The organism is Bizionia saleffrena, from assembly GCF_008086175.1.
GTDB lineage: Bacteria > Bacteroidota > Bacteroidia > Flavobacteriales > Flavobacteriaceae > Bizionia > Bizionia saleffrena.
In genome coordinates, this window is record NZ_VSKM01000002.1 from 11,978 (window position 1) to 23,789 (window position 11,812).

The following is an 11,812-nucleotide window of genomic DNA, read 5'->3' on the forward strand; positions in this document are numbered from 1 at the left end:
ATTTTAAATTATCGTCTAGAGTTAGCTGTAACTTCAGTTCCCATATAATCTTGAACGGTTCTGAAACCAATATAACTTCTTGATGAGTCTGCATATTCATAATCTCTTGAACTTACTTGTAAAAAGTAGGCCACATCTTTCCAAGAACCACCTCTAACCACTTTACGTTGGTTATTTTTATCGTTGACACTTGGGTTAATAGTAGATACAAATTCGTAAGATCCTGGATCGTAAGATGCATTTACCCATTCTGAAACGTTACCAGCCATATTATAAAGGTTAAAATCGTTTGGCTCGTAGGCATCTGCTTCTACAGTATATAATGCTTGATCTGCTGCGTAATCACCGCGTAATGGTTTAAAGTTAGCCATAAAACAACCTCTATCGTTTTTGGCATACGGCCCACCCCAAGGAAATGTTGCTGCTTGCAAACCACCTCTTGCTGCATACTCCCACTCTGCCTCAGATGGCAAACGATAAGAGTTTACAAAAGCTTTCTTTTTCTCCTTTCTATATGAGTTATGCTTTAAGGTTCTCCATTGGCAAAATGCTTTGGCCTGTTTCCAAGTTATTCCTACTACTGGATACTCACTGTAAGCATCGTGCCAGAAATAATCATTGTGCATTGGTTCGTTATAAGAGTAAGCAAAATCTCTAATCCAAGCTGTTGTATCTGGATAGATAGCTACTTCTTCTTTCATTATAACGTCTTTACGTCGTAAGTTTCTGTTTTTAGCCGCTTTTTGAATATCCATATACGTGTACTGAAACTTAAACTTCGTTACATCCCACGTTCTTTGTCCGTTATAAGACTCTTCTATAGGAAGGTACATTGTATCCATAACTTCAGCATAAAACTCATCTGGATATTCGGCGGTGTCAAAAACCAAATCAATGTCTTTGTTTAATTTTTTGCCTTCGTAACCTGTTTCTCCCAAACCGCTATAGTTATCGAACATATACTTTTCGTAGACACTCATATCCTCTTCATTAGCGCCTTTAAAAGCAAACTGGCCAATTCCTGGGCTTGTTGGGTCTGTTTCACCAACCTCATCAGCCAAAATAGCCAACTTTGTTCTAATTGTCGAGTCGCGAACCCATTCTACAAACTGGCGGTACTCACTATTCGTGATTTCCGTTTCGTCCATGTAAAAAGCTCTTACTGTAACTGTTTTTGCCGGAGCATCCTGAATACCAGCCAAATCATCATCGGCCTTACCCATAATAAATGCACCACCTGGTACCAATGTCATACCATAAGGTTTTTCTGGATGCCATTTTTTTCCTTTTACACCAACTAGCTGACCCTTGTCTTTAGAACCACAACTTGCTAAAAGTGTCAAAACTGCCGTTATTAGTAGAAATTTCTTCATATTTATTGATACCTATAAGGTTAATTAATTGCTCTTATTTTTTTCAAGAGCGTAAACATATTTATATAATATTTAAAAAACAACTTTTTTAGCATAAAAACGACATTTTATCGTGTTAAAACACCATTAATCGATTAAGAAAATGTTAAAAAAGAATAACATTCGGTTTACGAATACACGCTGTTTTTTTGAAATGCTTTGTACCATCTATCTGGTATTAGGTTGTTACACGCGTCCAAATAATCTTGATGCGTACAAGGTAATAACGTGTGCTTTTTTAATTTATTATTAACATTTGCTAAAAAAGGAATTTCAATCCACCAGCGTCCAGATTTAATACTTTTGTAGAAAACAAGCTCGTGCGCGTCTGCTAATGTAATATATTTCTGGTGATTAGTTCCAGTTATAAAGTCATCATCTTTAACACGATAGTTAAATCCTTCTATGAAATACCAGACCATTTGGGCGATTAAAAGTTCGGTCATTTCATCGTCGTAAGACGCTTTATAATCAAAAATACCAAATGTTGACACCTTATTGCTGATACCTGCATAGCGAGAAACAGCACAAATTTCTTTGCCGTCTAATCCGTTTGGAGACAGCCGTTGTTTTAAACTCACTTCTGAAGCTTTTAAGACCCCTAAATCCACGCTCACAATATTTGCATCGCGCATTACAGGTTCTACAATAGTTATATCGTTAGAAACCTCCCCTAAGCGATAAGCTTCAAAATACAAACGCTCTATTAAATCTATTTCTTCTTGAGAATTAAAATACGTTTGATATCCAATGGTGGCGTAGTTAAATAAATTATACGGTTCGTCTAAAATTATTTTACCAATAAAACTATTGCTTTTAATTGGTTTCGCTGAATCGCCTAAATCGAATTTAGCATCCACATTAACGATATTCACCATAGGCATTAATTCGTCGTAAGCCCGATATAACGGATAAGTTAAATCTTGACTTCCGCCAATGACAATAGGAATTATTTTTTTATCAATTAATATAGAGACTGTCGTTTTTAAAGCAAAGTATGTATCCTCTACACTTTCGCCACGTTGGATATCGCCTAAATCGGCAATGGTAACAGTCCAGCTTCCAGGGTATAACGCGTAGAATGCTTTACGGATTTCGTTAAAATCGTGATCTTCGCCAATATAATCGACACTATTTCGGTTTTCTAAAACACCAATAAGCGCAACAGAGACTCCTGTTAAATCTGGAATACCGTGTTGCGCTGAGTGTATTCTTAATTTCCGCCCTAGTGCTTGCATGGATAATAGCTCGTTATGAGCGAGCACTGAATCTGATACAGGTGAAAGGAAACTAAAATTCATTTATTTATTTTTTTGTAGTGGTTTTCGTTGCGGTTGTTTTTTTAGTTGCCGCTTTTTTGGTGGTCGTTTTCTTTGCCGCAGTGTTCTTGGTAGTGGCTTTCTTTGCTGCCGGTTTCTTAGCAGCCGGTTTCTTAGCTGCTGGCTTTTTCTTAGCCGCTTTTTTCTTAGGCGCGTTTTTTTCGATGATACCTTGTACCTCTTCCAAAGTTAACGCCGGCGCATCAGTTGTTTTAGGCAATTCTATCTTTACTTTACCCTGAAGGATATTAAAACGTCCCCAACGCGCCTTCTCTACGCGAATACCTTCATCTTCCCAATTATGAATAACCTTATCAATTTCCTTTTGAATTTTGGTTTCGATCAATTCCACTATTTCCTCATCGGATAAATTATCCCAATCGTATTTTTTGTTCACGTTAATAAACATATCATTCCATTTAATAAATGGTCCGAAACGCCCTTTTCCTTTTTGCACCGGTAAATCCTTATACATATATATAGGAGCGTCTGCTTTTTCCTTTTCCTTAATAAGCTCAATAGCACCGTCATATTCCATACTTAACGGATCCGTACCACGAGGTAACGATACAAAAGCGTCACCGAACTTAACATATGGCCCATAACGGCCATTATTAACCTCTACGGGCTCTCCTTTATAATCACCTAACGTTTTTGGCAACTGGAATAAATCCATCGCTTCCTCAAACGTTATAGTATTTAATTGCTGGTCCGGACTTAAACTAGCGTAGGTTGGTTTTTCTTCGTCATCTACCGTTCCCTTTTGCACCATTGGTCCGAATTTCCCTAAACGCACACTTACGCGTTTACCCGAAGTTGGATCTTCACCTAATATACGTTCTCCAGATTCTCTATCGGCATTTTCTTGAACGTCGATAACCTTAGGGTGGAAATCTTTATAAAAAGACTTCATTACCTCTTTCCAATCGGCTTTACCGTCGGCAATATCATCAAACTGATTTTCTACATTTGCGGTGAAGCTGTAATCTAAAATCGTTTCGAAATGATTCACTAAGAAATCGGTAACAATCATACCAATATCTGTTGGTACTAATTTTCCTTTATCCGAACCTACTTTTTCGGTAAGCGCATTATCTTTTACTTTATGTGCTTTTAAAACCAATTGTGTGTAATTACGTTCTACACCGTCAATTGTTCCTTTTTCTACGTAATTTCTATTTTGGATGGTAGAAATAGTTGGCGCATAAGTAGACGGACGACCAATACCTAATTCTTCTAACTTCTTAACTAAAGATGCTTCAGTGTAGCGGTAGGGCGCTCGAGAATAACGCTCGGTTGCCGTGATGTAATTATTGAGTAAGGTTTCGTTTACCTTCATTGCCGGTAACATTCCTTCTTGCTCGGTATCTTCATCATCGGTACCTTCTAAGTACACCTTTAAAAATCCATCAAAAGTAATAACCTCTCCATTTGCTGTAAAGGTTTCGTTATGTGCTGCAGCTTCAATTTTAACATTGGTACGCTCCAATTGTGCTTCACTCATTTGTGAAGCAATAGCACGTTTCCAAATTAAATCGTATAAACGCGCTTGATCGCGTTCTAAACTAACCGAATGTGTTTCGAAACTTGTTGGTCTAATGGCCTCGTGCGCTTCTTGTGCGCCTTTAACTTTACCTTTATAATTACGTGTTTTACTGTATTCTTTTCCGTAGGCTTTTATAATTTCTTTTTCGGCACCTTTTCGTGCTTCATCAGATAAGTTTACACTATCGGTTCTCATATAAGTTATCAAACCGGCTTCGTATAAACGTTGTGCCATATTCATCGTTTTACTTACTGAGAAGTATAATTTTCGCGATGCTTCTTGTTGTAAGGTCGACGTGGTAAACGGTGCTGCTGGCGATTTTTTAGCGGGCTTCTTTTCTAAGTTAACCACCTTAAAAGTAGTATTTGCATTTTTTTCTAAAAACGCGACTGCTTCTTCTTTGGTTTGAATCGATTTTGGCAGTTTCGCCTTAAACGATTGTCCTTCTTCGTTAGAAAACTCAGCATCGATACGGTACGACGCTTCCGCTTTAAATCCTTGAATTTCGCGCTCACGTTCTACAATTAAACGCACAGAAACCGATTGTACACGACCCGCAGACAACCCTCCTTTTACTTTTCGCCACAATACCGGAGACAACTCATACCCTACAATTCTATCTAATACACGACGTGCTTGTTGTGCATCGACTAGATCATAATCTATTTGTCTAGGATTCTCTACTGCTTTTTGAATAGCAGTCTTAGTAATTTCATGAAAAACGATGCGTTTTGTTTTGGCTTTATCCAAATTTAAAGACTCGGCTAAATGCCAAGCTATGGCCTCACCCTCGCGATCCTCATCACTTGCTAGCCAAACCATTTCAGCTTTCTTTGCTAAATCTTTCAGCTTTTTAACTACCGCTTTTTTATCGACAGACACTTCATATCTTGGCTCAAAATCGCCTTCTACATCTACCCCTAATTCCTTTGAAGGTAAATCGGAAATATGTCCATAACTCGATTCAACTTTAAAATCTTTACCCAAAAACTTTTCTATTGTTTTTGCCTTTGCAGGGGACTCTACTATTACTAAATTCTTCGCCATTCTTCGTGTTTTGTGGTTACAAATGTATATCAAAAAAAATACATCCACCTAATTTTTATCCTATTTAAGAATAGAACCGCTCTATTAAACACAATAATTATTAGGTCTATATTTTATAAAAATAACCTTTAGGGTGTTTCCGTTTCCACTCCATTACTATAAAAACCAACCCCATATTCCGCACTTTTCCCCACTATACTAGCCACCCGAGAATCGATGGTATAATTCTAAATATAACAGCACAAAAATTCTCTATTCTAAGACTATTATCTTTATTATATGTGAATTTAAAAAACCTAATAGCACAAAAATTTAACTTTTATGAGGGAAAAATAATAACACTGTCACTTTGTCACCACCGTTTAATAAACCTATATTTGCAAACAGGTTGAATTTGAGTATTTTTAATACATACTTATGGAAAAAATAATAGACGAAACAAAACAAGGAGAAACTCTTGTTTTACAAGATAAAGAACAAAACACTAAAAAACTTTTTATTGAAAGCTATGGCTGCGCTATGAATTTTAGCGATAGCGAGATTGTGGCTTCAATATTAACTAAAGAAGGTTACAACACGACGCAAAACCTTGAAGAAGCCGATTTAGTTTTAGTAAACACCTGCTCGATTAGAAACAAAGCCGAGCAAACCGTTAGAAAACGTTTAGAAAAGTATAATGCTGTAAAACGTATTAACCCAAAAATGAAAGTGGGTGTTTTAGGCTGTATGGCCGAGCGTTTAAAAAGCAAATTTTTAGAAGAAGAGAAAATTGTAGACCTTGTTGTTGGCCCCGATGCTTACAAAGATTTACCAAATTTACTTGCCGAGGTTGAAGAGGGCCGCGATGCCATCAATGTTGTACTATCTAAGGATGAAACTTACGGCGATATTTCGCCTGTGCGTTTAAATACAAACGGCGTCAGTGCCTTAGTATCTATTACTCGCGGTTGCGATAATATGTGTACCTTTTGTGTGGTACCATTTACAAGGGGTAGAGAACGTAGTAGAGCACCACAAAGTATTATTGAAGAAGTCAATGATTTATGGAATAAAGGCTACAAAGAAATTACTCTTCTAGGCCAAAACGTAGATAGCTACCTCTGGTATGGTGGCGGTTTAAAAAAAGATTTCGTTAAAGCTACAGATATGCAAAAAGCAACGGCCGTAGATTTCTCTAAGTTATTGTCTATCTGTGCGGAAACGCAGCCTACAATGCGTATTCGCTTTTCGACGTCTAACCCGCAAGATATGTCGCTAGATGTTATTAAAACAATGGCAAAATATGACAATGTTTGTAACCACATTCACTTACCCGTACAGAGCGGGAGCGATCGTATTCTAAAAGAAATGAATCGCTTACACACTAGAGAAGAGTATTTTACTTTAATAGATAATATTAGATCTATTATTCCAGATTGCGCCATCTCTCAAGATATGATTGCTGGTTTTCCAACGGAAACTGAGAAAGATCATCAAGATACCCTGTCCTTATTAGACTATGTAAAATATAATTTTGGTTATATGTATACGTATTCAGAAAGACCGGGAACACTAGCCGAACGTAAATTGGAAGACGATGTGCCGGAAGCTACAAAAAGCAGACGATTAAGTGAGATTATAGAACTTCAGCTTAAACACAGCGAATTTAGAACGCGCGAAAACTTAGGAAAAACGGTTGAAGTTTTAATAGAACGCGAATCTAAAAAATCGAAAGACCATTGGTCGGGTCGTACCGAAAAAAATATCGTGGCTGTTTTTCCGAAAGGAACCTACAATGTTGGCGATTTCGTAAACGTAACTATAACAGATTGTACCAAAGCAACACTAAAAGGTGACGCTATTGGACGTTCTAAAAAACAATAAACTATGAAAAAAATTCTATTCCTTTTAAGCTTTTCTATTGCCTTTACAAGTTGCAACAACGAGCCCTTAGATCCTGATTTTGCAATTGGTACCGAAGACCCAACAATTCCGGTAGACCCTGGTACGGGAAGCGACGATTTAACGTTGGCAACCTATTCGTATAATGTCGCTGCACAGGTGCCATTATTCGGCACCATTAATACGGACTCCAACTTTACATTTACCAACGGAAAAGCGTCAGGAATTACTACCGTGACAACATTTTTTGGAGTGACATCTACCACGCAAACCACTATTATTACAAATGCTTTGGGAAATGTTACCGCGTTGCAATCGTATGAAGGTTCAACCTTAACTAACGAAACCATTATAACTTACGACGGGCAAAACATCTCTCAAATAGTGTATAATTTTATTGAAGATGATGCCGACGATTACACCTATACTTTTACTTACAATGGAAACATTGTAACCAGAACAGATGCTGATAACGGATTAACGACAACGTTTGAATTTGACGGTAACACGAACTTGATTAGAAAGGAAACGTTTGAAGATAGTTTAAGTATTCAAGCAGAAACACTAACCTATACCACTGGTGGTAATTGCGCTGAGTCTATTATGACTGGAGAAACAAACACCACGTCTACTTACGCTTACGACACAGCAACCAACCCTTTAAAACAAGGGTTTATTAATCAATATATGCTTAGCTTTTTAAACGACGATTACGACGCGCAAGCCGGGAGTATTGTCGCACAATTTCATGGCGCGAATAATTGGATTGCAACGACAACAGCAGAAGGGACTTTCGAGTTTACAATAAACTACATAGCAACAGATAGAATTTCAACTAAAAACAGTTTTTACGATTTAGGCGAAGACACCACAGTAACCCAATCTGAGGTTTTTAATTACATTAATTAGTATTATTTTTATTTAATTATGGAATCTATACAAGCAACAAAACAACGTTTTGGTATTATTGGTAACAGTCCTGTTTTAAACCGAGCTATAGAAAAAGCGATACAGGTAGCGCCAACAGACATTTCGGTTTTAGTAACTGGAGAAAGTGGTGTAGGAAAAGAAAGCATTCCTAAAATAATCCATTCTTTATCTCACCGTAAACACGGTAAATATATTGCCGTAAACTGTGGTGCAATTCCTGAAGGCACCATAGATAGTGAGCTCTTTGGTCACGAAAAAGGCGCTTTTACGGGCGCTTCTCAAGCACGATCTGGTTATTTTGAAGTTGCCGATGGTGGAACTATTTTTCTAGATGAAGTTGGAGAATTACCATTAACAACACAAGTACGATTATTACGTGTACTAGAAAATGGCGAATTTATAAAAGTAGGCTCTAGTAAGGTTCAACAAACTAATGTCCGTATTGTAGCTGCTACAAATGTGCAAATGTTTGAAGCCATAAAGAATGGAAAATTTAGAGAAGACCTTTATTATAGGTTAAGTACTATCGATATTCACTTGCCACCACTTCGCGATAGGCAAGAAGATATTCATTTATTGTTTAGAAAATTTGCCAGCGATTTTGCCTTAAAATATAAAATGCCCACCATTAAGCTAACTGACGAAGCGGTCACTATATTGCTTAAATTTAGATGGAGTGGAAATATTAGACAGTTGCGAAATATTGCCGAGCAAATTTCTGTCTTAGAGCAAAAAAGACTTATTACTGCCGAGTCTTTGCGATCCTATTTACCAAGCGCGACCGCGAATCTACCAGCCGTTGTAAAAAACACAAAATCTGAAAGCGATTTTAGTAGTGAACGCGAAATTCTCTACAAAGTTTTATTTGATATGAAAGCCGATTTAAATGATTTAAAAAAGCTAACTATGGAACTTATGAAGTCTGGAAACAACAAAGATGTTCAGAAAACAAATGAAGGACTTATAGATAAAATTTATGGTACGGAAGAGGAAGATACAGAAGATTACGAAGACGCTTTAGAAGATTTACAAATTCTGGCAATTCCGCAAAAACAAAAAGAAGACGATCAAGAAATTACTCCCGATAAATATCATTTTGCTGAAGAAATAGAGGAAGAAGAGACACTTTCGCTACACGATAAAGAATTAGAATTAATTAAAAAATCGTTAGAACGCCATCATGGAAAACGTAAACTCGCAGCAGACGAACTCGGCATTAGCGAACGCACCTTATATCGTAAAATAAAACAATTCGATTTATAATTCGTTATTATATTTTAACTTACACCGCATTAATAATTAGGTTTTAAATTGTTATGAAACACGTAAAACATTTTCTTATTTTAACAGTAACTATAACGGTTTTAAGTTGTGGCGCTTACTCCTTTACAGGTGCCGATACTGGCGATGCTGAAACCTACCAAGTTAATTATTTTCAGAATAATGCCGTATTAATAGAACCTGGTTTAGATAGAGATTTCACTAATACTTTAGCAGATTTAATTCAAAATCAAACCAACTTAAGCCTAGTATCGTCAAATGGTGATTTAGTTTACGAAGGTGAAATTACCGAATATCGCATATCGCCAACGACGGCAACCGCCAATAATACCGCCGCACAAAACCGATTAACAATTAGTGTAAATGTGCGTTTTTACAATAAAAATAAAGAAGATGACTATTTTGAAAGAGCATTCTCCTTTTATAAAGACTATGAGGGTAGCGCTCAGTTAGTAGGTAGCACAAAAACAACCGCTTTCGAAGAAATATTTGAACGTATAACACAAGACATTTTTAATGCATCTTTAGCGAACTGGTAAGTAAAATGAACACATCTGAGTTTACATATTTATTACAACACCCCACGCAGGTTAACGCCTCACAAACCGAAGCGTTAAAGACTATTATTAATACGTTTCCATATTTTCAATCGGCGCGTGCTTTATATTTAAAAGGGCTTAAAAACGTTGAAAGCTTTAAATACAATCATGTTTTAAAAGCAACCGCCGCCTATACTACCGACCGTAGTATCCTGTTCGATTTTATCACCTCTGAAACATTTGAGCAAAACAAAACATCAGAATTTATAAAACACCATAAGCTAGATAGTAGCGATCTATTTGTTACTACCGACGCCGCCGCCGCTGCTAAAGCTATAAGTGCTAAAGGATTTTCAGAAGGCGACTTTCAGCAAGAAATCACCAATACCACAAATACGCTAGACGCTAATTTCTTTCAACCCAAAACGGCCGATAATGAAAAAGGAGACACCGAAAAGCCTAAAATAATAGAAAGCGAGAGCAACGATACGACGCGCAACGATACACCTCGAGAAGAAGGCGGTGATGCAGTAATTAGAAAAACTTCAGTTACCGAAGAAACAGCTACTACTGTTACCGAAAACGTTTTAAACATTGGGCAACCTCTTCAGTTTAATAAAAACGAAACACATTCCTTTAACGAGTGGCTAAGCCTATCTAAATTCAAACCAATTGAAAGAGAAATTACTAAAAAAACTATAGAAAACAGGCCTAAAAAGGCTAAAAAAACACCGCTATTTTTAAATAAAAATGCAGAAACTTCGGACGCGCTAGACAAGGCCAAGAAATTTGATTTAATCGAGCAATTTATCGCCAAAAAACCTAAGCTAAAAGCGCCAACTGCGGGGAGCTCTCACCAGAATATAGCCCAAGCACAAATGATCCAGCCAGAAGCATTAATGACGGAAACTTTGGCAAGAATTTATGTCGAACAAGGCAATTTTAAAAAAGCAATTCAATCTTATAATATTTTAATTTTGAAATATCCAGAAAAAAGTGGTTTCTTTGCAGACCAAATTAAGGCAATAAAACAATTACAAGAACAAAATAATAAACAATAATGGGAGTATTTACAATTTTCTTAATACTTATAGTCTTAGTAGCTTTTCTACTAGTCGTAGTAATAATGGTACAAAATCCTAAAGGAGGAGGGTTGTCTTCTTCGTTTGGAGGAGGTGGAACACAGCAATTAGGTGGTGTTAAAAAGACAACCGATTTCTTAGATAAAAGTACTTGGACCCTTGCAACCATCTTAATCGTATTAATTTTATTATCTAACGTGGCAATTAATCGCGGTGGTACAACTACAGAATCTAGAGCTTTAGATACTTCTGAAGTTATTGAAACTGTACCAATGACACCAATTAACGATACTGCAACTCCAGCAACTACCGAAGAAACATCAACAACGACAGAAGATTCAGAATAGAACACTTCTCTCTCTATACTATTACAAAATGCCAACTTCTTTAAGTTGGCATTTTTTGTTTCTGAAAGTTTGTCAGTTACCTTCTATTGGCACATTTTTCGCTTGATTAGTTATACACAAATTTAATCTAATTAATAAAAAATATAACAATGAGTAAAATAAACATCAAGCCGCTTGCAGACCGCGTTTTAATAAAACCCTTACCTGCAGAGACTAAAACAGCTTCCGGATTATTTATTCCAGACAGTGCTCAAGAAAAACAACACGAAGGAACCGTTATAGCTGTAGGAAATGGCAAAAAAGATGAACCTTTAACAGTTAAAGTTGGAGACACCGTGCTCTACGGAAAATATTCTGGCTCTGAACTTAAATTAGAAGGTAGCGAATACCTTATAATGAGAGAAGAAGATATTATGGCAATAATCTAA

General features: G+C 36.7%; 10 protein-coding genes. 7 read left to right on the forward strand and 3 right to left on the reverse strand.

Annotation, left to right across the window (positions count from 1 at the left end):
* Positions 1-8: 8 nt before the first annotated feature.
* The 3 genes from porK to topA form a co-directional block, all read right to left on the reverse strand.
* A complete protein-coding gene (gene porK, locus ES676_RS01715) occupies positions 9-1,373 on the reverse strand; it encodes a T9SS ring complex lipoprotein PorK/GldK (RefSeq protein ID WP_148368316.1) in 1,365 nt (454 codons plus the stop codon).
* A 167-nt stretch (positions 1,374-1,540) separates the two neighbouring features.
* Positions 1,541-2,713, reverse strand: coding sequence for a formimidoylglutamase (locus ES676_RS01720; RefSeq protein WP_148368317.1), 1,173 nt, complete (start codon positions 2,711-2,713; stop codon positions 1,541-1,543).
* A 4-nt stretch (positions 2,714-2,717) separates the two neighbouring features.
* Complete coding sequence (gene topA / locus ES676_RS01725) at positions 2,718-5,324, reverse strand: type I DNA topoisomerase (RefSeq protein ID WP_148368318.1); 2,607 nt, start codon at positions 5,322-5,324, stop codon at positions 2,718-2,720.
* Between the two features lie 417 nt (positions 5,325-5,741).
* Here topA and miaB point away from each other — a divergent pair, with 417 nt between their 5' ends.
* The 7 genes from miaB to ES676_RS01760 all read left to right on the forward strand — a co-directional run bounded on the left by miaB (position 5,742) and on the right by ES676_RS01760 (position 11,812).
* Positions 5,742-7,187, forward strand: coding sequence for a tRNA (N6-isopentenyl adenosine(37)-C2)-methylthiotransferase MiaB (gene miaB / locus ES676_RS01730; RefSeq protein WP_148368319.1), 1,446 nt, complete (start codon positions 5,742-5,744; stop codon positions 7,185-7,187).
* A 3-nt stretch (positions 7,188-7,190) separates the two neighbouring features.
* Positions 7,191-8,114: a hypothetical protein gene (locus ES676_RS01735; protein WP_148368320.1), complete on the forward strand. Its 924-nt coding sequence runs from the start codon at positions 7,191-7,193 to the stop codon at positions 8,112-8,114.
* Positions 8,115-8,132: 18 nt separating this feature from the next.
* Positions 8,133-9,398: a sigma-54 interaction domain-containing protein gene (locus tag ES676_RS01740; protein WP_148368321.1), complete on the forward strand. Its 1,266-nt coding sequence runs from the start codon at positions 8,133-8,135 to the stop codon at positions 9,396-9,398.
* Between the two features lie 53 nt (positions 9,399-9,451).
* A complete protein-coding gene (lptE, locus tag ES676_RS01745) occupies positions 9,452-9,955 on the forward strand; it encodes an LPS assembly lipoprotein LptE (protein ID WP_148368322.1) in 504 nt (167 codons plus the stop codon).
* A gap of 5 nt (positions 9,956-9,960) precedes the next feature.
* On the forward strand, positions 9,961-11,016 hold the full coding sequence (locus tag ES676_RS01750; RefSeq protein WP_148368323.1) for a tetratricopeptide repeat protein: 1,056 nt from the start codon (positions 9,961-9,963) through the stop codon (positions 11,014-11,016).
* On the forward strand, positions 11,016-11,384 hold the full coding sequence (gene secG, locus ES676_RS01755) for a preprotein translocase subunit SecG (protein ID WP_148368324.1): 369 nt from the start codon (positions 11,016-11,018) through the stop codon (positions 11,382-11,384). The genes ES676_RS01750 and secG overlap by 1 nt, the downstream gene beginning before the upstream one ends.
* Before the next feature lie 149 nt (positions 11,385-11,533).
* Entirely contained in the window at positions 11,534-11,812 is a 279-nt protein-coding gene (locus ES676_RS01760; protein WP_148368325.1) for a co-chaperone GroES, read from the forward strand.

Coding starts and splice junctions, on each gene's coding strand:
- secG (WP_148368324.1), top strand. CDS start 11,016: ATGGGAGTATTTACAATTTTCTTAATACTTATAGTCTTAGTAGCTTTT.
- ES676_RS01760 (WP_148368325.1), top strand. CDS start 11,534: ATGAGTAAAATAAACATCAAGCCGCTTGCAGACCGCGTTTTAATAAAA.
- ES676_RS01740 (WP_148368321.1), top strand. CDS start 8,133: ATGGAATCTATACAAGCAACAAAACAACGTTTTGGTATTATTGGTAAC.
- porK (WP_148368316.1), bottom strand. CDS start 1,373: ATGAAGAAATTTCTACTAATAACGGCAGTTTTGACACTTTTAGCAAGT.
- ES676_RS01720 (WP_148368317.1), bottom strand. CDS start 2,713: ATGAATTTTAGTTTCCTTTCACCTGTATCAGATTCAGTGCTCGCTCAT.
- miaB (WP_148368319.1), top strand. CDS start 5,742: ATGGAAAAAATAATAGACGAAACAAAACAAGGAGAAACTCTTGTTTTA.
- lptE (WP_148368322.1), top strand. CDS start 9,452: ATGAAACACGTAAAACATTTTCTTATTTTAACAGTAACTATAACGGTT.
- topA (WP_148368318.1), bottom strand. CDS start 5,324: ATGGCGAAGAATTTAGTAATAGTAGAGTCCCCTGCAAAGGCAAAAACA.
- ES676_RS01735 (WP_148368320.1), top strand. CDS start 7,191: ATGAAAAAAATTCTATTCCTTTTAAGCTTTTCTATTGCCTTTACAAGT.
- ES676_RS01750 (WP_148368323.1), top strand. CDS start 9,961: ATGAACACATCTGAGTTTACATATTTATTACAACACCCCACGCAGGTT.